The organism is Micromonospora fluostatini (assembly GCF_050410825.1).
GTDB classification, from domain to species: Bacteria; Actinomycetota; Actinomycetes; order Mycobacteriales; family Micromonosporaceae; genus Micromonospora; species Micromonospora rosaria.
Genome location: NZ_CP191251.1, coordinates 2,639,446 through 2,662,850 on the forward strand (window position 1 = coordinate 2,639,446; position 23,405 = coordinate 2,662,850).

The following is a 23,405-nucleotide window of genomic DNA, read 5'->3' on the forward strand; positions in this document are numbered from 1 at the left end:
GTCACCTGCCCGGACGCGAAGGACGCCCGGCCCCGTGCACGATAGGCCCGGAAGCGCTCTCACCAGAAGCCCGCGCCCGGGTCACCGGCCGCCGCCGGGCCGACCGGGTTCCGGTGCTGCCGCCGTCGCATCCGGCGGGCCACGGCCAGCGGCGCAGCACCAGCAGCGCCGCCCCGGCCGACACCAGCTCGGCGACCGGGACGCTGATCCACAGCGCGGTCACGCCGACGGAGCCGCCGGCCACCAGCAGCGGGATCTTCACCACCAGGACGGTCCCGATCGAGAGCAGGTACGACGGGAGGGGCTGGCCGAGGGCCTGGAACCGGGCCGAGAGCAGGGGCACGAGGCCGGCGGACGGGCACCCCAGCGCCACGATCCGCAGCGCCGTGGCGGCCTGCCCGCGCACGACCGGCTCGCTGGTGAACAGCCCCGCCAGGGGGTCGGCCGCGACGAGCAGGACCAGTCCCGCCACGACGCCGTACCCCACGGTGGCCCGCACCGTCAGCGTGGTGGCCCGCCGGACCCGGTCGACCGCCCCGCTGCCGGAGTTGAACCCGGCCACCGGCTGGAGGCCCTGCGCGATCCCGAGCTGCGGCATGGCCACCAGCGTGCCGACCCGCGCGCACAGCGCCCCCGCGCTCAACGCCACCGCCCCACCGGCGGCGACCAGCAGGTTGTTCGTCAGCGCGGCGAGCAGGGTGGCCCCCACCCCGGCCAGGAACGAGGGTGACCCGACCGCCACCAGACGGCGCAGCGTCGGCCCGTGCGGTCGCAGGTCGGTCAGGCCGATCCGGTACGGCCGGCGGTGCTGGCGCGGGCCGAAGAAGAACCACAGGCTCATCGCCGTCGACACCGCCTGCCCGGCGACCGTGCCCCACGCCGCGCCCCGGACCCCCAGCCCGAACCCGAAGATCAGCACCGGGTCCAGGACGATCTGGGTGGCCAGTGCCCACACCCACATCATGGTCGAGAAGCGCAGCCGCCCCTCGGCGCGGACCAGGCTGGAGAAGCCCGTCCCGGTGATCGCCCCGCCCAGGATGACGACCGCGTAGTCGCGGGCGTAGCCCCGCAGTTCCCCGGTCGCGCCGAGGAGGGTCAGCAGCGGGTCGACCAGGGCGACACCCGCGACGCCGCCCACGGCCGCCGTCGTCCAGAACACGACGAACGCGGTGCCGGCCGCCCGGGCCGCCTGCGCCGGGTCGCCGGCGCCGAGGCTGCGCGACACCAGCGACGCGGCGCCCGCGCCGACCGTGGCCGCCACCGCGCCGAGCGCCAGCAGCACCGGGGCCACGGTGTTGACGGCGGCGAGCGCGACCGGCCCCACCCCCCACGCGACGAACCACGCGTTGGTCACCGCGTAGAGCCCGTACACGCTGACCGACACGGTGGTCTGCGCGCACGAGCGCCACAGCAGCCGACCGACCGGCTCGGTCCCCAGCGCCGCCGCCTGCTCCCGATCGGAGCGCGGCGAAGGGGTCGTCGCGCCCCGGGTCACGCGTCCCCTCCGTCCGCGCGGCTACCGGCCGGCCCGCAGGCCCGCCAGTACCTCGGCGAGACGTGTCCTCGCCTGGTCGTACTGGGTCGGGTCGGTGTGTCCGCGGTACACCGTCTCGATCGCCATGACCAGGATCAGGTAGAGGTTGTACAGCCGACGCCGGGTCCGCTCCGCGGTGGTCACCGGCCGCCGTCCGTACCCGCGCAGGAACGGCGCCGGGTCGCCGAACGCGCCGGCCAGCTCCGTCGCGGCGAAGCCCGCCTCCATCAACGGGTCGCCGAAGAACGCCCGCTCGTGGTCGATGAGACAGACGATCGCGCCGTCGTCGACCAGGACGTTGCTCTCCCACAGGTCCCACTCGACCAGCACCGGCTCGACGACCTCGTCCAGGCAGCCGGCGTGCCCGGCCAGCACCGCCCGGACCACGTCGTAGTCGACCCCGAGGTCGACGCCCCGCCGCTGCCCGTCGCGCAGCACGTCGCGCACCATGCCGGTGAACACCGTCCGCCACGTCGCCGTGGGGTCGCCGCCGAGCAACGGGCCGAAGTGGCCGCCCCGGACCTGGTTCAGCTCCCGGTTCGCCGCCCCCAGCGCCTCCGCGTAGCGGGCGTACTCGCCGGCGGGCAGCCGGTCCATGACGATGCCGAGGTTCGCCGCGTCCACGTACTCCATGAAGAAGTAGTCCGCGTCGCACAGCTCCCGGCTCGGGTCGTGGTGGTGGACCCGGGGCACCCGGACCGTGGTCTCGCGCCGGATCAGGGCCAGCGCGTGTACCTCGGTCCGCATCATGTCCCGCTCGTAGGTCATCACCTCCACCCCCGCCGGTGGGGCGATCTTCACCGCGACCTGTCGCCCGTCGCGCAGCCGGATCCGGTACGCCACGTTGAACCAGCCGTGGCCGAGTTCCTCGGCCTCGATGTCGTCGGGGACCTGGTCGGCGCCGTACGCCCGGGTCGCCATCGCCCGCAGCACGTCCACCGGCTGCCGGTTCTTGGTAATGCTCTCCACCACGCCCCGCCCGCCGCTCGTCCCCGCGCCGCGACCCGACCTCGGCGTGGCCGGGGCTGGTCGTCGGCGTGCATGTCGACCGGACGATAGGCGCGGAAGCGCTCTCAGCAGAAGGGGCCGGCGGGTGGCCGGGGCGGCGGCCGGCTCGGGTCGGACGCGCGGGTGGGGCGCCGGCGGTGGCCGGCGCCCCACCCGTGGTCGTCCGGGCGGTCAGCTCGCCGCGCAGGTCGCGGTGGGTGTGGTGTTGTTGCCGTTCTTGTAGAGGGTGATGCCGAAGTTGTTGCCGTTGCCGTTCGGACGGGCGGTGAGGGTACCGCTGCTGCCACTGACCGAGGCGTTCCAACTGTTCTGCAGGCTCTGGCTGCCGTTGGTCCGGATGGACACGGTCCAGTTGTTGCTGCCGCTGACCGCGAAGTTCACGTTGAACCGGTCGCTCCACTCGTCGGCGCGGCTCACGCTGACCGTGCAGCCGCCGGTCGGCGGGTTGGTGGGGCCGGGTCCGGAGCCGGAACCGCCCACCGTGATGTTGGAGCTTCCGCTGCTCTGGTACCCCTCGGTGGCCATGATCTGGTAGTAGTGGTTGCCCAGGTTCATGCCCCGGCTGGCCCAGGCGTCGAAGTGGTTGCCGGTGGTGATGGTGCCGCCCACCCGCTTCGACGTCCGGACGCTCCAGTACTGGTAAAAGGTTTGGATGCCGTCGATCGAGGGCTGCTGGACCCGCTGGGTGCGGTAGATGTCGTAGGTACCGCCGTCGGTGTTGACCGTGCCCATCGAGCTCGCGCCCGGGGGCCGCCAGCTACCCCAGCTGTCCACGATGTAGTACTCGACGAGTGGGCTCCTCGTCCAGCCGTAGAGGGTCAGGTACGAGTTGCCGTTGGGGTTGAAGGTGCCCGAGTAGGTCACCGTCCGACGGGTACCCGGGTTCCAGCCCTTGCCGGCGACGAAGTTGTTGACGTTGCTCCACTGGGTGCTGTACTGGCCGCCGTTGCCCATGGTCATGGAGACGTTGCCGCTGTCCTTCCAGAAGGAGAAGAAGTAGCCGCTGTGGTTACCCTCCTGGTTCGACGTCACGGTCTGGGCCTGGGCGGGGGTGGCGACGACCGCCACCGTGCCGGTCGTGATCAGCGCGGCGGCGCAGGCGGCGCCGAGCAGCGACCGTAGGCGCCGGCGCCTACGGTCGCCTCGGGGGACGGGTCCGTTGTTCATGCTTCCTCCTCGTGGCGGCTGGCCGGTGGCCAGCGGTGCGCGACGAGCCGGCGGGTCTCGGGGGCCGGGCGACCGCCGTCGACGTGTCGGCGTGGTACCGCGCGGTGATGGTGGTGGGTGCCGGTCGTTCCGGACGGTGACCGGCGGAGCAGGTCGCACCGATCGACACCTATCTAGCTGCGTCGATGGCCATCAGTATTGGACCGGCGGCGTCAACCCGTCAACAATTTCCGGAAACACTCGGGAAACCTTGGCTTCATGACGCCTCCGTGTTAAACCTGTTGATGCTGCTCAGCAGCACGCGCCCAGGGACAGGCTGCGGGTTTCCCGCCGGAGATCGTCTACCGACGATCTCCGGCGGGACATGACGTCACCGAAAGTTTCAGCGGTATTCCGGATGGGTCGGGCCGCCCGCCCGACCCCTCGCCCTCCGCACACGCGGCTGCCGCGTCCGGGACGGGGCCGCCGCCGGGTCCCGTCGGACACCGCACCGCGGGCTGACATTAGGTGACCGTGGGTGACCGCACCGACCGTCGACATCGACCCGAGGCCGGGGCACCCGGGACGACGGCCCGGAGAGCGGGCCAGGCCGCTCCGGCGACCAGTCCCCGGCCGCCGGCCTGGCGGCGGGCGGCTGCCGTGACCGCGACGACTGCGGCGGTCGAGATCGAGCGACACCCTGACCGACCGGCCCCGTGGGGGAACAGCGTGGCCGGATCATACGGGGACATCAATGTTAACGCGCACAGAGGCCGCCCCGGCGGCGCTCATCCCCGGCGCAGGTCGGGTCGGTGGAGCGCGCCCGGCGAGGAGGGTGGGCGCGCCCAGGACAGCCGTGGCGGCCTCGGCCGCCGAGCATTCAAAACCAGAGCGTTACGACTTGACTAACGACATGTTATCGCTCACAGTCGATGGCCAAGGGCGGCGATGCCTGTGGCTTACCGGGCGAGCCTGCTTCGTCGGACCCCTGAGTCAGGCGCGCGGACAGGGCACGCGGAGGTCGTGTTACCGCGAACATCTCGACCGCGTACGCCCGACCCGCGCGTCGCGGTGCACCCGTCTCCGGGTGGACCGTCCGGATCATGGTCATTGAGGAGGATCATGTTTGCCTTCGGTAGGTCTGCAGCGATCACGTCGCCGCCACGGCGGCGGCGGTGGCTGCCGCGCGTCGTCGCCGCCGGCGTGGCGGCGGTGATGGTCGGTGGTGCCGCCGCCGTGATGGTGTCGACGCCCGCCGCCGCGGCGACGGTCGACACGAGCGCGTGGTACGTCTTGGTCAACCGCAACAGCGGCAAGGCGTTGGACGTGTACAACCTGGCCACCAGCGACGGGGCGCGGATCACCCAGTGGACCCGGAACAACGGTAACCAGCAGCAGTGGCAGTTCGTCGACTCCGGCGGCGGCTACTACCGGTTGAAGTCGCGGCTGTCCGGCAAGGTGCTGGACGTCTACAACTGGTCGACCGCCAACGGCGGCAGCATCGTGCAGTGGGCCGACAGCAACGGCGCCAACCAGCAGTTCCGGCTGGCCGACTCGGCCGGCGGCTACGTCCGGCTGATCAACCGCAACAGCAACAGGGCGGTGGAGGTGCAGGGCGCCTCGACCGCCGACGGCGCCAACATCGTGCAGTACGACGACTGGGGCGGCAACAACCAGCAGTGGCAACTCGTCCGCGTCGACGGTGGGACCAACCCCACCACGCCGCCGCCGACCGGTGGCTGCAACCTCCCGTCGTCGTACCGCTGGTCGTCGACGGGCCCGCTGGCGCAGCCGAGGGCGGGCTGGGCGTCACTCAAGGACTTCACCCACGCCCCCTACAACGGCCGGCACCTGGTCTACGCGACCACCCACGACAACGGCACGAGCTGGGGCTCGATGAACTTCGGCCTGTTCACGAACTGGTCGGACATGGCCTCGGCCAGCCAGAACCCGATGCCGTTCTCGGCCGTCGCGCCGTCGCTGTTCTACTTCGCCCCGCGCAACATCTGGGTGCTCGCCTACCAGTGGGGTGGGCCCGCCTTCTCCTACCGGACGTCGACCGACCCCACCAACGTCAACTCGTGGTCGGCGCACCAGACGCTCTTCACCGGGAGCATCTCCAACTCCGGCACCGGCCCGATCGACCAGGCGCTGATCGGTGACGACCAGAACATGTACCTGTTCTTCGCCGGGGACAACGGGCGGATCTACCGGGCCAGCATGCCGATCGGCAACTTCCCGGGCAGCTTCGGCTCGAACTACACGACCATCATGACCGACACGACGAACAACCTGTTCGAAGGTGTCCAGGTCTACAAGCTCGCGGGCCAGAACCGGTACCTCATGCTCGTCGAGGCGATCGGCGCGCAGGGTCGCTACTTCCGCTCGTTCACGGCCACCAGCCTGGGCGGCACGTGGACCCCGCAGGCCGCGACCGAGAGCAACCCCTTCGCCGGCAAGGCCAACAGCAACGCGAGCTGGACCAACGACATCAGCCACGGCGAGCTGATCCGCAGCAGCGCCGACCAGACGATGACCGTCGACCCCTGCAACCTGCAACTGCTCTACCAGGGCCGCGACCCCAACTCCGGCGGCGACTACGGCCGCCTGCCGTACCGGCCGGGAGTGCTGACGCTGCAGCGCTAGTGGCGTACGGCAGGTCCGGCTCCGGCCCGGTCCTGACGGTCGCCGGCATCGGTCGTGACGCCGGATCGGGCGAGCGGCGGCACGGGCCGGTGGTCAGGCCCGGCTGGAGGTGAGGACGGCGGGCCCGGTGCGAACCGGGCCCGCCGTGCTTCCCGCGCCAGCAGGGCCGCCGTGGGCGCGGTCGCCGGTCCCGGCGACCGCGCCGGTGCGCATATCCTTCACTCGGGTTGCGCCCGCGCGGCATCCGCAGCCTCGGCGGCCGGGCGCCGGCTGGTGGGACGACCTCGTCCGCGCCGTCACGGTGCCCTGGAGGGAGAAGCGCATGCGGTTGCTCGCGGGACTGTCCGCCCATCTGCTCGACGTGCCGGACGCGGTCCGGGTCGGCGACGCGACGCTGTCCGGGGAACGGTTGCTGGCCTGCGCCCAGGCCGTCGCCGACGACGTCCGCGGCGCCGGGGTGGTGGCGGTGCACACCGCCCCCACGGCGGAGACCATGGTGGCGGTGGTCGGGGCGCTGCTCGCGGGCGTCGCGGTGGTCCCCCTGCCACCCGACTCCGGCGACGCGGAGACGGCACACATCCTCGGCGACTCCCGCGCGTCGTTGGTCCTCGCGGCGCCGGGGACGGCCCTGCCGCCGACGGTGCCGCTCGTCCCCGTCGACCTGCTCCGCCGGTCGGACACCGGACATCCCGCGCCGGCCCCCGGCGAGCCCGCACTGATCATGTACACGAGCGGCACGACCGGGGCGCCGAAGGGTGTCCTGCTCTCGCACGCGGCGCTGGAAGCGGGCCTGGACGCCCTGGTCGACGCGTGGCAGTGGAGCCCGGACGACCACCTCGTCCACGGGCTGCCGCTGTTCCACGTGCACGGCCTGGTCCTCGGCGTGCTGGGCGTCCTGCGGGTCGGCTGCCGCCTGACCCACACCGTCCGGCCCCGACCCGAGGCGTACGCGGCAGCCGGGGGCAGCATGTACTTCGGTGTGCCCACGGTCTGGTCGCGGATCTGCGCCGACCCCGGGTCCGCCCGCGCGCTGGCGGGCAGCCGCCTGCTGGTGTCCGGCAGCGCCGCGCTGCCGGTGCCGGTCTTCCACCGGCTGCACGAGCTGACCGGCCACCGCCCGGTCGAGCGCTACGGCATGACGGAGACCCTGATCACGCTCAGCGGTCGCGCCGACGGCGACCGCCGGCCGGGACAGGTCGGCCTGCCACTGCCGGGGGTCGACACCCGGATCCTCGACGACGCCGGCCAGCAGATCGCCGCCGACGGCGAGACGGTCGGTGACCTGTGGGTACGCGGCCCGATGCTGTTCGACGGCTACCTGCACCAGCCGGAGGCCACCGCCGCGCAGCGGGACGGCGACTGGTTCCGCACCGGCGACATCGCGGCGGTCGACCCGGACGGCTGGCATCGCATCGCCGGGCGCCGCTCCACCGACCTGATCAAGAGCGGCGGGTACCGCATCGGTGCCGGCGAGGTGGAGAACGCCCTGCTCGCGCACCCGGCGGTCCGGGAGGCGGCGGTGGTCGGCACCCCGCACGACGACCTCGGTCAGCAGATCACCGCGTACGTGGTGGCAGAGACCGTCGACGCCGCCGATCTGATCGACTTCGTGGCCCGGACCCTGTCGGCTCACAAACGTCCCCGGGAGGTCCGCTTCGTGGCGGAGCTGCCCCGCAACGCCATGGGGAAGGTCCAGAAGACGCTGCTCCACTGACCCTCCCCCGCCGCGAGGCCGCCACCCCCGTACGTGACAGGTGCGGCACCGCCGAGGCCCGTCGGCTACGCGCCGCGCTCCTGGCGGGGTACTCCGTCGGGGGTGCCGTCACCACGATCCGGTCCGCGCCGCCCCACGGTGCCCCCACCGCTCGGAGCGGCTGCCCCGGCGTGGAGGACGACCGCACGGTCGGCGATCAGACGGGTGATCCCCGGATACCAGGACGTGGAGCTCGCGTAGTGCTGCTGGAGTGCCGGGCTGGAGGAGAACATGTCCACGATGTACGCCCGCCAGCCGGTCTCGCCGTTCGTGTTCAGCTCCTTCTGCCGGTGCCAGATCCATTCGAAGGTGTCCAGGACCAGTTCCGCCACGGCGCGGATCCGGTACGCGGTCGGGCCGTCGACGTCGACCGGCTTGCCGTCGTAGAAGTACGGCCGGACGTCGGGATACTCGATGAAGGTCTTGTCCAGCTCCCGGAGGAGGCCGATGACGCCGTAGTAGGTGGCGACGCGGTGCGCCTTCCTCGACAGGCGGTAGCTGTAGATCGCGGAGAGCAACGCCGTCCCGATCGCCACCATCGCCAGGATGTCTGATGATTCCATGGGGAGTCCCGCGATCTCCAATCTGGGGATGAGGTCTACCGACAGGAACAACGACGCGGACGATCGGTCACGTCACGTGTGCGATGGCCTTGACCACCGCGTACCGGTTCCGCTGTCGTTCACGCTCGCGTAGAGGAGACGCCGGCGACGGTCACGATCGTGGTGCCGGCGGGCCGACGGACGTGCCCGACGCCTGCGACACACGTCTGCTGAGTGCACCCATATCGCCATTGTCGTCATCGACCGCAAGCCGACTCGTCATTCCGCCCACCGGTCACCGCACCGCAGGACGCCCTCGCCACCGGCTCCGCCTCGCGGGCCCTGCCGGGGCGCTCGGGCCGCCGCAACACAGCGGGCGACGAGGCACCGCAGGCGAAGCCGTCCCGTCATCGATCCGGTCCCGTGACGCTCCACAAAGGAACGTACATGGACGGGCATTCCATGCGGATCCCTCAGGTGGGGATACGAGTTCATGATCGGATATCTGCGGCGGCTGGGTGCCGTCGCCGCCACAATGGCGGGCGTCAACGTCGCGATCCGGGGCGGGGGTCGCGACCAGCCCTCCGTTCCGTCGTCGGCTCCGACCACGTCGCTCAAGGTGTGCACCATGTCCGTCGACTACTCGGTGGTCGACCACATGCGGCTCGAGCCCGGCAACGGCATTCCGGTCAAGGGGGACTCGGGGGCGGGGGTCTGGTTCGGCGACCGCATCTACGGCATCTACGTGAGCTACGACGGCGACCACTCCTACGGCTACGCCGTGCAGACCTCGGTGGTCGCCGGCTGGATCGAAGGGGCCACCGACATCCCCGGTGAAGGCTGACCCCGGGTCCCGACAGCCTCTCCGCGGCAGTGGGCTGCGCTCTCCCGGGTGGGCGTGGCGCCACCGCTACCGGTCGAGTTGGAGCCGGGCCCATGCGGCGACGGTCAGTGCGGTGAAGGTGACGGGCACGACGGTGACGGCGGTGAGTTGTGGTGCGCTGACGGTGTCGGGTTGCAGGGCCCACAGGGCCGGCGCGGCGGGGGGAAACCAGGCTCCGGCGCCGGCGACGGCCGTGACCTGTGCGATGACGATCAGGGCGATGGTGGTGGCGATGCCGGGTAGGGGTCCTCGTCCGAGGGTTGCCGCCCAGGCGGCCGGGGTGGCGAGCAGCGCTGACAGGATGGTCAGGACGAGTTGTCGTCCGAGGGCGGAGCGGACGTCGGCGTGCCAGGCGCCCAGCCCGAGGAGCGTGCCGGTCAGGGCGATGAGGGCGGTCAGGGCGACGGCGACCAGTACCGCCCACAGCAGGTGGGAGAGCAGTTTGGCCGAGACGATGACGGGCCGGGAGACCGGCTGGGCGAACAGGCCGGTGATCGTGGCGTCGCTGAATTCGCGGCCGACGAGCCAGCTCAGGGCGACGCCGAAGGCGAGCAGACCGCCGGCTGCGGTGACCTGAGCGGCGACGCCGGTCAGGAGCATCCAACCGTCGGTGTCGGCCAACGGGCCGAGTTGAGCGGCGATCTGGTCGTTGCCGTTGCGCGTTGCGGAGGTGAGAGCGGACGCCAGGATCGTGATGCCGGCGACGACCAGGACGGTGGTCGTGCGGATCACCCGGGAGGCCGCGAGTTTCCGGAGTTCGACGTCGAGCGCCGCGGTCAGGGAGGTCGTCATGGCAGGCGCTCCTGTTCGTGGTCGTGGACCAGGGCGAAGAAGGCGCGTTCGAGGTCGACGGCGGCGGGTTCGAGGGTGCCGATCAGCCGGCCCCGGTTGACGACGGAGATGCGGTGGGCGATGCGGGCGACCTCGTCGAGGTGGTGGCTGGAGACCAGGACGCCGGCGCCACCTTCGGCGCGGCGGGACAGCACGGTACGCAGCAGGATCACCCCGGCCGGGTCGAGGGCGTTGGTCGGCTCGTCGAGGACGATCAGGTCCGGATGGTGCTGGATCGCGACGGCGAGGCCGAGACGTTGCCGGTTGCCCTGCGACAGTCGACGCGTGCTGATCGTGGCGTACCGGGTCAGGTCGAGCTCGGTCAGGGCCTGTTCGGCCAGGACGGCCGCTGTCCCCGCCGGGATGCGGCGAAGTCGTGCCGCCAGGAGCAGGTTGGTCCGTACGTCGAGTTCGGGGTAGCCGAGCGGGTGCTCGACCAGGTGGCCCACCCGCGCCCAGTCGCTGGCGCGGAGCTGTGCCAGGTCCCGCCCGTTGATCCGGCAGGCCCCGTCGCCGGGTCGCAGCATGCCGAGGATCAGCCGCATCAGGGTCGTCTTGCCGGCGCCGTTGAGGCCGACGAGGGCGTGGATCTCACCGGCACGCACGGTGAGGTCGATGCCGGACACGCCTGCGCCGGCACCGAAGTCCCGGCCCAGGTCCGTGGTCGTCAGCCGCTCAGTCATGCCGGACCGCCTCGATCGTGTCCAGCGCGGTGGTGACCGCCCCGGTGAGGCTGGTTCCGTCCGTGGCCGTCGCCCACTCCAGGAGGGCGCAGGTCAACGCCGCGATGGCGACCGCAGCGGCGACCCGGGCCGGGAGGGCCGGAACACCGTCGGCGATCAGCCGGTCGGCGATGGTCGACTCGGTGGCGGCGTTGGTGCGGATCATGGCGGCACGCAGTGCCGGACTGCCTGCCACGATCCGGACCCGCCGCCGGGTCACCTGGTCCTCGGGGTCGTCCAACTGTGCGAGCGCCGCCCGCAGACCCCGCGCCACCCGGACCAGCGGCGGCAGCGCGGCCGGCTGGCCGGCAACCGCCTCGGCGATCACCGGGTCGTAGGGGTCGTCGAGAACGACCATCTCCTTGCTGGCGAAATAACGGAAGAACGTCATCTCCGAGACCTGGGCGCGGGCGGCGATCTGACCGACGGTGGTGCCCTCGAACCCCTGCTGCTCGAACAGGTCCAGGGCGTGGCCCACCAGGCGATCCCGGGTGCGGGCCCGCTTGCCACGAAACTCTGCTGGCGTCACACCTCGAATGTTAGTCGCTCACATTGGTGACGCGGGTCGTGCCGGGTGCCGCGACGACGGGTTCCGGTTAGAGTGATCTTCGGTGCGCCGGGAAGCCTGGTCGGCATGCCCGTAGGCGACCCTGCCGACGGGCGTCGAAGCCGGACGGAGCATCTCTCGATGTCGCATTCTGTGACGCATGCGTCCCCACATGGCCGGTTCCGGCGGTGGGTGTCGCTGGAGACCACGAGCGGGGCCTTGCTCCTCGTCGCGGCGGTCGCCGCGCTGCTCCTGGCCAACTCACCGTGGCGCGACCACTACACCACGGTCTCCGATGCCGTCATCGGCCCCGCCGCCCTGCATCTGGACCTGTCCGTGTCGGCGTGGGCCGCCGACGGACTCCTCGCGATCTTCTTCTTCGTCGTGGGACTCGAACTCAAGCATGAGATCGTCGCCGGGAGCCTGCGCCGCCTCGGGGAGGCGGCGGTACCCGTGCTCGCCGCCGTCGGCGGGATGGTCCTGCCGGCGATCGTGTTCGTCACGGTGGTCGTGGCGCTGGGCGACACGTCCGCGTTGCGCGGGTGGGCGATCCCCACCGCCACGGACATCGCGTTCGCGCTGGCGGTGCTGGCGATCTTCGGCCGAGGACTACCGGTCGCGCTCCGCACGTTCCTGCTGACGTTGGCGGTCGTGGACGACCTGTTGGCGATCATCGTGATCGCCGTGTTCTACACCGCCAGCCTGGACTGGATCGCCCTGGCGCTCGCCGTCGCCGCGATCGTGGTGTTCCGGGCTGTCGCCCGCTCGGCCCACCCCAGGTGGTGGCTGCTGCTGCCCCTCGCGGTGGTCGCGTGGGGCCTCATGCACGCCTCCGGGGTGCACGCGACCATCGCCGGTGTCCTGCTCGGGCTCTGCGTGACCGCCCGCCCCGTCCACGGCGAGCCCACCGCACGCACGCACCGGTACGAGCACGCGGTCCGTCCGATCTCCTCCGGGTTCGCGTTGCCGGTGTTCGCGTTCTTCGCCGCCGGGGTCACGTTCCTCGGCGGAGAACGCACCGACGCCGTCCTCGCGCAACCGGTGGTGATCGCGATCGTCCTCGCCCTGGTGGGCGGAAAGATCATCGGCGTACTCGGGGTCACGGCACTGGCCACCCGGTTCACCACACTGCGCCTGCCCGACGCGATCGGCCTGCGCGACCTGCTGCCGATCGGGTTCCTCACCGGCATCGGCTTCACCGTCTCCCTGCTCATCGCCGAGCTCTCGTTCCCCGACTCCGTCCACACCGACGGCGCGACGATCGGTGTGCTCGCCGGCACGGTGCTCGCCGCGACCCTCGCCGCCGTCACCCTGCGCTGGAACGCCCGCAAGACACGGAACCAGGACATGAACGAGGACGGAATCGTCGACACCGACACGCGGCCCATCCGCGACCCTGCCGACACATAGCTGACGCCCCGCCCGACGAGCACCTGACCCAGCGTGCTCACGTCGGGTCCGAGCCCGCCTCCCGAGGCCACCGAGCACCACCCGAAGGACGAGGCGTCGGCCCCGACCTGGGGAGATCCACTCCCCCGGGTGCCCTCCCTCGACGAGGTGGTCGAGGCGCGCGGCCGGTGCGGTCCGGGTCGGAGTAGCGGCGTGCGGGTGTCGGCTACGCCGACCCGGATGATCGCGTGTCCGGTCAGGTGTCGGGCTGTCCGGCGGTGGCGGCCACGAGCAGCGACAGTTCCCGGACGAGGTCGTCCAGGGACTGGCCGCTGTGCGTCCGGAGCAGTCCGAGGGTGAGATCGGCCAGCAGGTAGAAGCCGAGGGTCTTCGCCTGCTCGGAGCTGAACGCGGCGAGCAGTTCCTCGGCGCCGGCGAGATCACCCCGGCGCGTGGCGGCGATGACCCCGGCGGCGCGTTGCACCAGCTCCGCCGAGGCAGGGGTGGGGCCGGTCACGCCACTCAGAGCTTCGGCGTGGCGGCGCGGGCGGCGTCGAACCGGGCGATCACGTCCGACCAGTTGACCAGGTTCCACAGCCGGTCGACGTAGTCCGGCCGGACGTTCTTGTACTGCAGGTAGTAGGCATGCTCCCAGGCGTCGAAGACCAGCAGCGGGGTGGTGCCCTGCCCCACGTTGCCGTGGTGGTCGTACACCTGCTCCACGATCAGCCGCTGCCCGAGCGGCTCCCAGGCCAGCACGCCCCAGCCGGAGCCCTGCACGCTCTTGGTCGCCGCTGACAGCTGCCCGGCGAACGCGTCGAACGAGCCGAAGTGCTCGTCGATCGCCGCCGCCAACTCACCGTCCGGACGGTCGCCGCCGTCCGGGGAGAGGTTGCCCCAGAAGATGGTGTGCAGGACGTGCCCCGACAGGTTGAACGCGAAGGTCTTCTCCAGACCCACCAACGTGCTGAAGTCACCCTTGGCGCGGGCCTCGGCGAGCTGCTCCAGGCCGTCGTTGGCGCCCTTGACGTACGCGGCGTGGTGCTTGCTGTGGTGCAGCTCCAGGATCTGCCCGGACATCGCCGGCTCCAGGGCACCGTAGTCGTACGGCATGTCGGGCAGGTTGTAGACCGCCATCAGAACTCCTCCACCACCTGATGCGAAGCTTTAGTTATTGCCAACATAGTGCAACAGTGTCGGATTGTGGTGCCGCGGAGTCATGATCGGTCACCGACGGAGGCCGACCCGGACCAGCCGATCGCCCACGGCACCATCAACAACACGGCGGTCACGAGTCGTCGCGCGTGGAGGTGGGGCGCGATCCGGCTGACGGGGCACTGCCGGGCGGCGTCACACCGGCCGGGGTGACGGGCCTGGGACCCGGGGCACGGCACCAGGCCGGGTGAGGATTCCTCCCGACCCGTCGCGCACCGGCGCACGTCGGCGCCGGAACCGTTCCACGACCCACATCAGGGCGGCGAGGGCCACGACCACCCGCAGGGTCTCGATGACGGTCTGCGGGCCCGACCCGTACAGCAGGGCGCACTGCGCCAACCCGAACACGCACACCGCCCGCAGGGTGGTGACAGCCCGCAGCAGCGCCGCCTCCACCCCGGCCACGGCCATGGCGAGGAGCACCGCGATCACGATCAGCCCGACCGCGCCGTAGTAGGCGACCGCCGTCCCGAGGATGGTGGGCAACCAGTCGACGCGCTGGGACAGCCCGAACGCCCGCGCGATGTAGGCCTCCTCGCTGCGGGACTCGAGGGGGGCGGCTGGCCACCTTGTCCGGCACGAGCAGGCTCGGTGCGAGCATGGTCAGGTTGTTCCCGACCGTCGCCAGGCCGATCGGCTCGCCGCTGCCGCGCAGCCCCTGGTAGACGATGGCCGCGAAGGTGTTGCCGTCGAAGCGGTACACGACGTCGTCAAGGATCGCCTCCCTACCCTCGCCGGTGTGCATCCGCCCGGCCCCCTCGACCAGGGCCGTCAGCCGCCCGCCGCTGCCCTCTCCCGCATGGAACACCTCCCGGACGGCGACCGCCCGGGTCGACGAGATCAACGCGGTGGCCGCCGTCATCACCACCACGATCATGGCGATCTGCCGCCGCGACGGCCGTACCCCGTGCATCGCCGCGCCCACGACGGTGAGCACCCCGGCGAAGACGATCATCGCTCGGGTGCCGGCCACGACCAGGGCCAGGCTCTCCACCAGGAGTACGGGCAGCAGCCACCGCATGCCGTGACGGATCACCACCACCGCTCCGGCCAACGCGACCAACGGGACCAGGAACTGCCCTGCCAGGTCCACCAGGATTCCCTCGCGTTCGGGGATCACCTCGTCCACCCGGGCCGGGGCGAGCGGTTGCAGCGCCCCCCGCCCCTGCCACGTCGCCGCGAGCAGCGGCACCACCAGCACGAGCAGCCACCGCATCCGGAGCCGGTGCAGTCCCGCGTCCCGGTCGACCGGTCCTGCCGGCCCGCGCCGCCCAGTCCAGCCGACGAGCGCACCGTAGGCCGCGCCGTAGGCGGCGATCGCCACCGAGACGAGCAGTGTCCAGGCATCGACGGCAGCCTGGTCCAGGTAGGCGCGGAAGAAGTTCCGGCCCGGCCACAGCCACTGCATCACCTCGGTGGCCCCGTGGAAGACCACCGCGACCAGCAGCATCAGGCCCCCGGTCGGCGTATCCACTCACCGCCGATGGCCAGGTGCACCCAGAGCACGGTGGCTGCCTGGACGAGCAGCCCGGCCACGACCGACATGGTCAACATCTCTGCACTCCGTCTTCCCCGGCCGCGTCGACGAACGGCGGCGGGACCGGACCGGGGCACACCAACCGCTGACTGATCAACGGAGCACGGAGCCGATGGTGACTCACCCGGTGGGACGACGCCGGCCCCGAGATCCTCGACGGCGGCTACCGCCCCCACTTCTCGGCAGGTAGGCAGCCGCTGGTCGGCTTGCCGTAGATCCGCTTCCCCTCCGGGCCCGCATAGCAGTGCTCAAGCTGGTCTTCGGCCTGAAACAGCAGGCGTCTGTCGATCTCCGCCCCACGCGCTGGTGGACGTCAGCAGCAGCCGCTGCACCGGCCCTGGTAACCAGTCACCGTGCGGCCACGGGTCGGTGCTGCCCCCGCCGGTCTGCTGGTCGGTTCCCAGTGACCGCAGGTCGCAGGTCGCGTACCCGACGTCGTTCATGAACAGCACCAGCGCGTGGTCGCCGTGCTCGATGGCCACCGCCAGGTCGGCCAGGGTCACCGGTACGGTGCGCTCGCCCCCGGCCTGCCGGTGCCGCTCCGGCGGGGAGCTCATCCGGAGGCACACCTGGAGCGGCACGAGCGGGCCCGGCGCGGGCGGTACCGTCACGAGAGGAACCGGTGCAACGCCGCCACCAGATCGTCGGGGTTCTCTTCGGCGACGTGGTGTCCGGCCTCGATCGGGTGACCGCGTAGATCGTCGGCCCACGGGCGCCAGACGGCCAGCGGATCACCGTAGAGGTCTTCCAGGTCGTCCCGGGTCGACCACAGCAACAGAGTCGGGCAGCGGACGGTGCGACCGGCACGCCGGTCGGCCTCCTCGTGCGCCCGGTCGACGCCGAGGCCGGCTCGGTAGTCCTCCAGCATCGCCCGTACGGTGGCCGCGTCATGGATGGCATGCCGGAACTCCTGGTAGTTCTCGGCACCCATGCTCTCCGGCCGCGCCTGGCTGGCGTACCAGGCATCGGGGTCGACGGTGATGGCCCGCTCCGGCCTGTCGGGCTGGGCGAAGAAGAACCAGTGGTACCAGTCATGGGCGAACTTCGCGTCACACCTGGCCAGGGCCTCACTGATGGGTACACCGTCGATGACGACCAGGTGGCCGACCGCGTCGGGATGATCCAGCGCCAGGCGTAACGCCACATACGATCCACGGTCGTGCCCGACCACGGCGAACGTCGGATGGCCCAACTCCTCCATCAGCCGCACCATGTCCGCCGCGACCACACGCTTGGACTGCTGGGAGTGGTCCGCGAGCACCTTCGCCTTGCCGGACCGCCCGTAGCCGCGCATGTCGGGACAGACGACGGTGAACCCGCGGCCCACCAGCTGCGGCGCGACCTGATGCCAGGTCGATCCCGTCCGCGGATGCCCGTGGACAAGGAGCACCGGTGGTCCCTGCCCGGCATGCCGGACCCGGAGTTCCACCTCCCCGACGTCGATCCGCTCGTCCTCGAAACCGTCGAACATGCGCGACGAGTATCCGGGCCGCCCGGCGGGCAAACACCCGCCCATCGGCTACAGATCCGCGCGACGCCGGATCCCCTCGCCGTCACGTCGCGTCGTTCGTCCGCTCAGACGCGAGCCGGCATCCAGCGATGCGCCGCCGCAGCGCGAGGTCAGTGTTGCGCTGGAACGGTCACGCCGGCCGGCCAGTGCCGGTCGACGCCGCGCCGGTCCAGTTCGGCCTGGAAGTCCTCCAGCAGCTTCGCGTTGTCGCGGACGCCGTGCGGCGGCGTCTGGCGGTCCAGGCAGTAGGCGGCGAGCGCGCCCGCCGCCTCGCCGATCGACCATTCGGCCGGATGCACGCGGTAGCAGCCGTTGGTGATGTGGGTCGTCCCGATCGTCTTGCCGGCCGCCACCACGTTGGTGACCCGTCTGGGCAGCAGCGCGCCGAGCGGGATCTCGAAAGGGTGCGCGGCCACGTCGAGGTAGCCGTCGCCGCCGGTGGTCGGGTGCAGGTCGATCCGGTAGTGGCCGGTGCCGACGGAGTCGTGGTAGCGCACCGCCCCGGCGTCTTGCCGGACGGCGACGGACAGGTCCTGCTCGGTCGGTGTCGTCACCGCCTCCAGCCGGCGGGCCTCGCGGATGTACGGGGCCTGGGCGAAGCCGTCGGGGGTGCCGGTGACGTCGGGTCGCAGCCGCAGTCCGGGATAGCCGGTGCCGCCGTCGGGCCGGGGTGCCTCGGTCTGCAGCCAGTACAGGAACGCCTGGCTGAACTCCTTGGCCCGCCGCAGGTGCCGCTGGGCGTCGGGGACGCCGAACAGCGGTCCGTCGAGGTAGTCGGTCATCGGCCAGTTGACGATCGTGACGTCGCTGGTCAGCAGGCCGGGCCGGAACGCCTGCCGGTCCAGGATCCGGCGGTAGGTCCACAGTTCCGGGGCGAGCAGCGCCTCCTCCATGGAGGTGGTGGCCGTCGCCGGCGGGTTGGGGGTGAACCGGCCGGTGATCGGCTCGCCGGTGCGCGGGTCGGGGTACGTCCAGCTGAAGAGCGGGCCGGGCCAGCCCGGTGCGGACATGGTCCGCCAGTGGGCGTAGTCGGTCGGCCGGTCGACGGTGTGGTCGCCGTCGACGTGTTCGAGCGCGAAGCAGACGGTCGCGGCCTGCATGTTCAGCGGCGCCGCCGCACGTGGTGCGCTCGGTTCGCCGGTCTGCGCCTGTGACTCGGTGCCGGTGCGGTGTTCGATGCCGGCCAGGGCCAGCAGGTCGCCGGTCTCGCTGGCCTCCAGCACCAGCCGGGCGCCGATGTGGCGGACGGTGCCGTCGGCCAGCCGTACGGCGACGCCGGTGACCGTGTCGCGGTCGGTGTAGGCGCGCTCGACCTGCGCCCGAATGTGGATGGTCAGCCGTCCGGACGCGCGCCAGGGGGCGGTCATCGCCCGGAGCACGGCCAGCGCCGCCCGGGGTTCGTGGCACAGCGGGCTGACCCAGCCGTTGCCGGGGTTGAGCAGGTCGGTGGGGTCCGCCAGCGGGTACCAGGCGCGGTAGTGGTCGCGGACGCCCTGCCGGAAGCGGCGGTAGGCGCGGGTCGAGCCGTGGGTCTCGATGAAGCGGTGCTCGTCCGGTGGCACCGCCTGGGAGGTGAGCTGCCCGCCGATCCACTCGTACGGCTCGACGACGACGACGCGGGCGCCGCCCTCGCAGGCGGCGACGGCGGCGGCGACCCCGCCCACTCCCCCGCCGACGACCAGGACGTCGGTGAACTCCTCGGCGGTTGTCGTACCCGTGCCCATCAGTCGGCCTCGCCTCGTCGTGCGGTCAGTGAGAAGTGGTAGCGGTCGCCGCGGTAGTAGGAGACGGCGCGTTCGATCGCCCGGCCGCGTCCGTCGTAGCCGAGGCGGCGCACCTCGAGCAGCGCGGCGGCGGCCGGGATCTCCAGCAGGTCGCACTGCCGGCTGGTCGGTACGACGGCGGCGATCATCTGCTGGGCGACGGTGACCTGGATGTTGTAGCGGTCCTTCATGGTCTCGTAGAGGCCGCCGCCGAGGTCCTCGACCAGCAGGCCGGGGAAGAGGTCGGCGGGGAGGTGGACCTCTTCGAGGCACATCGGGGCGCCGTCGGCGAGTCGCAGCCGTTCGATCCGGTAGAGCAGCGATCCTTCGGGCAGGCCGAGTTCGGTGGCGACGGCGTCGCGGGCGACGACCGCGTCGGTGGTGATCGTCTTGCTGCTCGGGATGAGCCCGCGGGCCCGCATGTCCTCGCTGAAGCCGCTGAGGCTGGTGTCCTTGGCGATGCGGGTGTCGGAGACGAAGGTGCCCTGGCCCCGGATGGTGTAGATCACGCCGGTGTCGAGCAGTTCGCGCAGCGCCTGGCGCAGCGTGGTCCGGCTGACGCCGAGTTCCTCGGCGAGGTCGCGTTCGCGGGGCAACGCCGAGTGCGGTGCCAGGGCGGAGACGCGGTGACGCAGTTCCGCGCGGACATGGCTGATCTTGGTGGTCATGACGGCTCCACTGTGGGGTGTGGGCAGGCCTGCGCGAACCAGCGCGTGGCGTTGACCGGGTCGGAGATGGCGGTGCCGACGACGACCGCCCACGCGCCCTCGACGAATGCCGCCGATACCTGGGCACGGGTACGGTACCGTCCCTCGGCGATCACCGGCACCGGACAGTGCCGGGCCAGGGTTCCGACCAGGGCGATGTCCGGCCGTTCCGGGACGGGGCCGGCGGTGTAGCCGGACAGGGTCGTCCCGACCAGGTCGGCTCCGGCGTCGACGGCGGCCAGGGCGGCGTCGAGGCTGTCCACGTCGGCCATGAACAGGGCGCCGGCGGCGTGGGCGGCGGTGACGAGGTCGGCGAGTTTCCCGCCGCCGGGCCGGGGCCGGGTGGTGCCGTCGGCGGCGACGATCTGCGCGCCGGCCTGGGCCAGCGCGGTCACGTCCGCGACGGTCGGGGTGATGTAGACGTCGCTGCCGGGGGTGTCGCGCTTGATCAGGCCGATGACGGGTACGCCGAGGCCGGCCATGCCGCGGACGTGGGCGATGCCCTGACCGCGCAGGCCGGCGGCGCCGCCGAGGACGACCGCCGACGCCATCGCCATCATGTGCGCGGTGTCCACGAAGGGGCTGTCGCTGTCCTGGGCCTGGCACGAGACGACCAGCCGTCCCCGGATGGCATCGGCCACGTTCATCTGTTCTCTACCTCTTCTGCGATGTCGACCCCTGCGGCGAGGTCGACGTGAACGGTGAGTGCGGCGAGGGGGGTCGGGGTGGTGCGGCCGTCGGACAGGGCCAGGGCGCCGGTGAGCGGGTCACCGGCGGCCGGCACCGGTCGGGCCTGCGGCAGCCCGGCGCGCAGCGCGGCGGTGAACGGGGGCAGCAGCAGGTCGGCGGCGGTGAACAGGCCGCCGGTGCCGGCGACGGGCACCTCGGCCGCGACCGGTCCGCTGCGCCGGACGGCGGCGGTCACCGACTCGGCGAGGAGCCGGCCGGCGCGGTCCCAGATCCGGCGGGCGCCGTCGTGGCCGGCGCGGGCCAGGTCGGCGACGGTGGTGGCGAGGCCGGCGACGTGTTCCGGGGTCGGTGGCTGGTCGCGCCAGCGGGCCGGGAGCGCCTCGACCGGGCCGAAGGCCGCGGTGACCGCGTCGAGCAGCGGGCCGGGCCGGCCGTGGTCGTGGTCCCGCAGGGCCAGCCGGATCGCGGCGCGGCCGATCCAGTGTCCCGAGCCGCGGTCGCCGAGGGCGGCGCCCCAGCCGTCGGCGCGGGCGACGGTGGTGCCGAGGGCGAGGACGACGACGCCGGTGCCGGCGGCGACGACGGCCCCGGGGACGGGGCCGAGCGCGCCGAGGTACGCGGTGACGCTGTCGTCGGCGACCCGCAGCGTCCCGTGCCGGACGAGGTCGCGGAGTCCGGCCCGGATCCGGTCCACGGCCGGGGGCTGCCCGTTGAGGCCGGTCATCCCGACGCCGACGTGCACGGGGCCGTCCGGGCGGGGTCCGAGGTCGGCCAGGGCGGCCCGGACCGCCTCGACGATCCGGGTGTCGGGGTCGGCGCCCCAGAAGCCGGCGGTGTCGGCGCGGCCGGCGCGGGGGCCGTAGGTGGCGAGGGCGCGGCAGCCGCCCTGGCCGAGGTCGACCCCGATCCGTACGGTGTCGGCGGCCACTAGCGCACCGCCGGGTCGAGGGGTACGCCGCCGGTCAGGCTCGTCTCGGCGTAGTGGCAGGCGACCTCGCGGCCGGCGACCGTCCGCAGTTCCGGTTCGGTCTCGGCGCAACGGGGCTGGGCGAGCCGGCACCGGGTCCGGAACCGGCAGCCGGACGGCGGGGAGGCGGGTGAGGGCACCTCGCCGGTGAGCACGATCCGTTCGCGGGGCGGTGCCGCCCACGGCCGGGGCACCGGGGCCGCCGAGATCAGCGCCTGGGTGTAGGGGTGGGCGGGGTTGTCGTAGACGGCGGCGGCGGGTCCGGTCTCGACGATCCGGCCGAGGTACATCACGGCGAGGTCGTCGCTGATGTGCCGGACGACGGACAGGTCGTGGGCGATGAACAGGTAGCCCAGGCCGAGGTCCTCGCGCAGGTCGGCGAGGAGGTTCAGGGTCTGTGCCTGGACCGACACGTCGAGGGCGCTGACCGGTTCGTCGCAGACGACGATCCGCGGCGAGAGGGCCAGGGCGCGGGCGATGCCGACCCGCTGGCGTTGGCCGCCGGAGAGTTGGTGCGGGTAGCGGTCGGCGAGCTCGGCGGCCAGGCCGACGCGGGCGAGCAGGTCGGTGGTGCGGTCGGCCCACTCGTCGCGGGGTACCCGGTCGCGGTGCACCCGCCAGCCCTCGGTGACGATGAACGACACCTTCTTGCGCGGGTTCAGCGACGAGTACGGGTCCTGGTACACCATCTGGATCTCGGCGGTGAGCCGGCGTCGGGTCGCCGGGTCGGCGTGGTCGACGCGCCGGCCGTCGTACCAGATCTCACCGCTGGCGGGGCGGCGCAGGCCGACGATGGTGCGGGCCAGGGTCGACTTGCCGCAGCCGGACTCGCCGACGAGGCCGAGGGTGCGGCCGGCGGTGACGGTGAGGCTGAGCCGGTCGACGGCGTGGATGTCCGGTCCCCGGTGGAAGGGGCCGCCGCCGGTGGGGTAGGTGACCCGTAGTTGCCTGACCTCAAGCCGCGCCGTGGATGTCGACACCGGTCATCACCTCCTGCGCGTAGTGGCATGCCGCCTGGTGGCCGGCGGCGACGACCCGCAGCGCCGGCCGTTCGGTGCGGCAGTTCGGGCGGGCGACGGGGCAGCGGGGGTGGAACGGGCAGCCGGTCGGTGGGTGCAGCGGCGACGGCGGCATGCCCTCGATCGGGGTGAGCCGGGCGCCGGGCCGGTCCGGTGCGGGGATCGAGTTCATCAGTCCCCGGGTGTAGGGGTGGGCCGGGGCGTCGTAGACCTGCCGGAGCGGGCCGGACTCCACGACGGTGCCGGCGTACATGACGGCGACCCGGTCGGCGACGTCGGCGACGACGCCGAGGTCGTGGGTGATCAGGATCATCGCCATGCCGTCGGCCTCGCGCAGGTCCCGCAGCAGGTCCATGATCTGCGCCTGGACGGTCACGTCGAGCGCGGTGGTCGGTTCGTCGGCGATGAGCAGCCGGGGCTGGAGGGCGAGGGCCATGGCGATCACGACGCGTTGCCGCATTCCGCCGGAGAACTGGTGGGGGTAGTCGTGGGCGCGGCGGGCGGCGTGGGGGATGCCGACGCGGTCGAGGCCGGCGACGGCCCGTCGCCACGCCTCGCGGCGTGGGAGGCGTTGCCGGATCCGGAACAGTTCGGCGATCTGCTGGCCGACCCGGACGACGGGGTTGAGGGCGGTCAGCGAGTCCTGGAAGACCATGGCGATCTCGGTGGCGGACAGTTCCCGGGTCCGGCGTACCGGTTTGGCGGAGATCTCCTCGCCGGCGTAGTGGATGGTGCCGCGTTCGACGTGGGCGCTGTGCCGGGGCAGCAGCGCCATGACGGTGCGGACGGTGACCGACTTGCCGGACCCGGACTCGCCGAGGATGGCCAGCGTCTCGCCCGCGTCGACGTGGAACGAGACGCCGTCGAGCGCCCGGTAGGTGCCGAGCGGGCCGTCGAAGGAGACGACGAGGTCGTCGACGGCCAGCAGTGGCTGGCGGGTGGGCGGTGGTGCGACCATCGGGTCCTCCGGGTCCGGGTCGGGTGGGACGGTGGTGG

At 72.2% G+C, this 23,405-nt stretch carries 22 protein-coding genes; 4 read left to right on the forward strand and 18 right to left on the reverse strand.

Annotated elements, in window-relative coordinates; translation table 11 throughout:
• Position 1: 1 nt before the first annotated feature.
• The 3 genes from ACQUFX_RS11260 to ACQUFX_RS11270 all read right to left on the reverse strand — a co-directional run bounded on the left by ACQUFX_RS11260 (position 2) and on the right by ACQUFX_RS11270 (position 3,709).
• Positions 2–1,495 carry an MATE family efflux transporter gene (locus ACQUFX_RS11260; RefSeq protein WP_428965956.1) on the reverse strand — a complete coding sequence of 498 codons (1,494 nt, stop codon included), beginning with the start codon at positions 1,493–1,495 and terminating at the stop codon, positions 2–4.
• 21 nt (positions 1,496–1,516) lie between these two features.
• On the reverse strand, positions 1,517–2,506 hold the full coding sequence (locus tag ACQUFX_RS11265) for a phosphotransferase family protein (RefSeq protein ID WP_428965957.1): 990 nt from the start codon (positions 2,504–2,506) through the stop codon (positions 1,517–1,519).
• A gap of 207 nt (positions 2,507–2,713) precedes the next feature.
• Positions 2,714–3,709: a glycoside hydrolase family 11 protein gene (locus tag ACQUFX_RS11270; RefSeq protein ID WP_428965958.1), complete on the reverse strand. Its 996-nt coding sequence runs from the start codon at positions 3,707–3,709 to the stop codon at positions 2,714–2,716.
• A 1,101-nt stretch (positions 3,710–4,810) separates the two neighbouring features.
• Between ACQUFX_RS11270 and ACQUFX_RS11275 the strand changes: the two genes are divergently transcribed.
• Positions 4,811–6,334 (forward strand): non-reducing end alpha-L-arabinofuranosidase family hydrolase, encoded by a 1,524-nt coding sequence (locus ACQUFX_RS11275; RefSeq protein ID WP_428965959.1) that lies wholly within the window; start codon positions 4,811–4,813, stop codon positions 6,332–6,334.
• A 322-nt stretch (positions 6,335–6,656) separates the two neighbouring features.
• Entirely contained in the window at positions 6,657–8,048 is a 1,392-nt protein-coding gene (locus ACQUFX_RS11280) for an acyl-CoA synthetase (protein WP_428965960.1), read from the forward strand.
• 65 nt (positions 8,049–8,113) lie between these two features.
• Here the strand turns inward: ACQUFX_RS11280 and ACQUFX_RS11285 are convergent, their stop codons facing one another.
• The gene (locus ACQUFX_RS11285; protein ID WP_428965961.1) at positions 8,114–8,650 is read right to left on the reverse strand and encodes a hypothetical protein; all 537 of its coding nucleotides are present in this window, start codon (positions 8,648–8,650) and stop codon (positions 8,114–8,116) included.
• Between the two features lie 472 nt (positions 8,651–9,122).
• Between ACQUFX_RS11285 and ACQUFX_RS11290 the strand changes: the two genes are divergently transcribed.
• Positions 9,123–9,473: a hypothetical protein gene (locus tag ACQUFX_RS11290; protein ID WP_428965962.1), complete on the forward strand. Its 351-nt coding sequence runs from the start codon at positions 9,123–9,125 to the stop codon at positions 9,471–9,473.
• Positions 9,474–9,539: 66 nt separating this feature from the next.
• On the opposite strand, the gene ACQUFX_RS11295 is transcribed toward ACQUFX_RS11290, so the two are convergent.
• Genes ACQUFX_RS11295 through ACQUFX_RS11305 form a run of 3 tightly spaced genes read right to left on the reverse strand, consistent with a single transcriptional unit; the run spans position 9,540 to position 11,594 of the window.
• On the reverse strand, positions 9,540–10,304 hold the full coding sequence (locus tag ACQUFX_RS11295) for an ABC transporter permease (RefSeq protein ID WP_428962116.1): 765 nt from the start codon (positions 10,302–10,304) through the stop codon (positions 9,540–9,542).
• Positions 10,301–11,026, reverse strand: coding sequence for an ABC transporter ATP-binding protein (locus ACQUFX_RS11300; RefSeq protein ID WP_428962117.1), 726 nt, complete (start codon positions 11,024–11,026; stop codon positions 10,301–10,303). The genes ACQUFX_RS11295 and ACQUFX_RS11300 overlap by 4 nt, the downstream gene beginning before the upstream one ends.
• Positions 11,019–11,594, reverse strand: a complete 576-nt coding sequence (locus ACQUFX_RS11305) for a TetR family transcriptional regulator (protein WP_428962118.1) — start codon at positions 11,592–11,594, stop codon at positions 11,019–11,021. Before ACQUFX_RS11305 ends, ACQUFX_RS11300 begins: the two co-directional genes overlap by 8 nt.
• 159 nt (positions 11,595–11,753) lie before the next feature.
• Here ACQUFX_RS11305 and nhaA point away from each other — a divergent pair, with 159 nt between their 5' ends.
• Positions 11,754–13,022 (forward strand): Na+/H+ antiporter NhaA, encoded by a 1,269-nt coding sequence (nhaA, locus tag ACQUFX_RS11310; RefSeq protein ID WP_428962119.1) that lies wholly within the window; start codon positions 11,754–11,756, stop codon positions 13,020–13,022.
• Between the two features lie 235 nt (positions 13,023–13,257).
• Here the strand turns inward: nhaA and ACQUFX_RS11315 are convergent, their stop codons facing one another.
• The 11 genes from ACQUFX_RS11315 to ACQUFX_RS11365 form a co-directional block, all read right to left on the reverse strand.
• Positions 13,258–13,518 (reverse strand): superoxide dismutase, encoded by a 261-nt coding sequence (locus ACQUFX_RS11315; RefSeq protein WP_428965963.1) that lies wholly within the window; start codon positions 13,516–13,518, stop codon positions 13,258–13,260.
• A gap of 5 nt (positions 13,519–13,523) precedes the next feature.
• Positions 13,524–14,138, reverse strand: a complete 615-nt coding sequence (locus ACQUFX_RS11320; protein WP_428965964.1) for a superoxide dismutase — start codon at positions 14,136–14,138, stop codon at positions 13,524–13,526.
• A gap of 151 nt (positions 14,139–14,289) precedes the next feature.
• Positions 14,290–15,666: a hypothetical protein gene (locus ACQUFX_RS11325; RefSeq protein ID WP_428965966.1), complete on the reverse strand. Its 1,377-nt coding sequence runs from the start codon at positions 15,664–15,666 to the stop codon at positions 14,290–14,292.
• Positions 15,667–16,001: 335 nt separating this feature from the next.
• Positions 16,002–16,310, reverse strand: a complete 309-nt coding sequence (locus ACQUFX_RS11330; protein ID WP_428965967.1) for a hypothetical protein — start codon at positions 16,308–16,310, stop codon at positions 16,002–16,004.
• Positions 16,311–16,360: 50 nt separating this feature from the next.
• A complete protein-coding gene (locus ACQUFX_RS11335) occupies positions 16,361–17,224 on the reverse strand; it encodes an alpha/beta fold hydrolase (protein WP_428965968.1) in 864 nt (287 codons plus the stop codon).
• Between the two features lie 149 nt (positions 17,225–17,373).
• Positions 17,374–18,987 carry an FAD-dependent oxidoreductase gene (locus ACQUFX_RS11340; protein ID WP_428965969.1) on the reverse strand — a complete coding sequence of 538 codons (1,614 nt, stop codon included), beginning with the start codon at positions 18,985–18,987 and terminating at the stop codon, positions 17,374–17,376.
• Entirely contained in the window at positions 18,987–19,694 is a 708-nt protein-coding gene (locus tag ACQUFX_RS11345) for a GntR family transcriptional regulator (RefSeq protein ID WP_428965970.1), read from the reverse strand. Before ACQUFX_RS11345 ends, ACQUFX_RS11340 begins: the two co-directional genes overlap by 1 nt.
• Complete coding sequence (locus ACQUFX_RS11350) at positions 19,691–20,380, reverse strand: N-acetylmannosamine-6-phosphate 2-epimerase (RefSeq protein ID WP_428965971.1); 690 nt, start codon at positions 20,378–20,380, stop codon at positions 19,691–19,693. The genes ACQUFX_RS11345 and ACQUFX_RS11350 overlap by 4 nt, the downstream gene beginning before the upstream one ends.
• The gene (locus ACQUFX_RS11355) at positions 20,377–21,351 is read right to left on the reverse strand and encodes an N-acetylglucosamine kinase (protein WP_428965972.1); all 975 of its coding nucleotides are present in this window, start codon (positions 21,349–21,351) and stop codon (positions 20,377–20,379) included. Before ACQUFX_RS11355 ends, ACQUFX_RS11350 begins: the two co-directional genes overlap by 4 nt.
• Positions 21,351–22,370 (reverse strand): ABC transporter ATP-binding protein, encoded by a 1,020-nt coding sequence (locus ACQUFX_RS11360; RefSeq protein ID WP_428965973.1) that lies wholly within the window; start codon positions 22,368–22,370, stop codon positions 21,351–21,353. The genes ACQUFX_RS11355 and ACQUFX_RS11360 overlap by 1 nt, the downstream gene beginning before the upstream one ends.
• On the reverse strand, positions 22,345–23,367 hold the full coding sequence (locus ACQUFX_RS11365; protein ID WP_428965974.1) for an ABC transporter ATP-binding protein: 1,023 nt from the start codon (positions 23,365–23,367) through the stop codon (positions 22,345–22,347). The genes ACQUFX_RS11360 and ACQUFX_RS11365 overlap by 26 nt, the downstream gene beginning before the upstream one ends.
• Positions 23,368–23,405: the final 38 nt, after the last annotated feature.

What these genes read in the sequence shown, in the direction of transcription:
- ACQUFX_RS11350 (WP_428965971.1), bottom strand. Translation starts at nt 20,380, where the DNA reads ATGAACGTGGCCGATGCCATCCGGGGACGGCTGGTCGTCTCGTGCCAG.
- ACQUFX_RS11290 (WP_428965962.1), top strand. Translation starts at nt 9,123, where the DNA reads ATGATCGGATATCTGCGGCGGCTGGGTGCCGTCGCCGCCACAATGGCG.
- ACQUFX_RS11280 (WP_428965960.1), top strand. Translation starts at nt 6,657, where the DNA reads ATGCGGTTGCTCGCGGGACTGTCCGCCCATCTGCTCGACGTGCCGGAC.
- ACQUFX_RS11285 (WP_428965961.1), bottom strand. Translation starts at nt 8,650, where the DNA reads ATGGAATCATCAGACATCCTGGCGATGGTGGCGATCGGGACGGCGTTG.
- ACQUFX_RS11275 (WP_428965959.1), top strand. Translation starts at nt 4,811, where the DNA reads ATGTTTGCCTTCGGTAGGTCTGCAGCGATCACGTCGCCGCCACGGCGG.
- ACQUFX_RS11335 (WP_428965968.1), bottom strand. Translation starts at nt 17,224, where the DNA reads ATGTTCGACGGTTTCGAGGACGAGCGGATCGACGTCGGGGAGGTGGAA.
- ACQUFX_RS11365 (WP_428965974.1), bottom strand. Translation starts at nt 23,367, where the DNA reads ATGGTCGCACCACCGCCCACCCGCCAGCCACTGCTGGCCGTCGACGAC.
- ACQUFX_RS11340 (WP_428965969.1), bottom strand. Translation starts at nt 18,987, where the DNA reads ATGGGCACGGGTACGACAACCGCCGAGGAGTTCACCGACGTCCTGGTC.
- nhaA (WP_428962119.1), top strand. Translation starts at nt 11,754, where the DNA reads ATGTCGCATTCTGTGACGCATGCGTCCCCACATGGCCGGTTCCGGCGG.
- ACQUFX_RS11320 (WP_428965964.1), bottom strand. Translation starts at nt 14,138, where the DNA reads ATGGCGGTCTACAACCTGCCCGACATGCCGTACGACTACGGTGCCCTG.
- ACQUFX_RS11270 (WP_428965958.1), bottom strand. Translation starts at nt 3,709, where the DNA reads ATGAACAACGGACCCGTCCCCCGAGGCGACCGTAGGCGCCGGCGCCTA.
- ACQUFX_RS11325 (WP_428965966.1), bottom strand. Translation starts at nt 15,666, where the DNA reads ATGCTGCTGGTCGCGGTGGTCTTCCACGGGGCCACCGAGGTGATGCAG.
- ACQUFX_RS11330 (WP_428965967.1), bottom strand. Translation starts at nt 16,310, where the DNA reads ATGAGCTCCCCGCCGGAGCGGCACCGGCAGGCCGGGGGCGAGCGCACC.
- ACQUFX_RS11295 (WP_428962116.1), bottom strand. Translation starts at nt 10,304, where the DNA reads ATGACGACCTCCCTGACCGCGGCGCTCGACGTCGAACTCCGGAAACTC.
- ACQUFX_RS11300 (WP_428962117.1), bottom strand. Translation starts at nt 11,026, where the DNA reads ATGACTGAGCGGCTGACGACCACGGACCTGGGCCGGGACTTCGGTGCC.
- ACQUFX_RS11345 (WP_428965970.1), bottom strand. Translation starts at nt 19,694, where the DNA reads ATGACCACCAAGATCAGCCATGTCCGCGCGGAACTGCGTCACCGCGTC.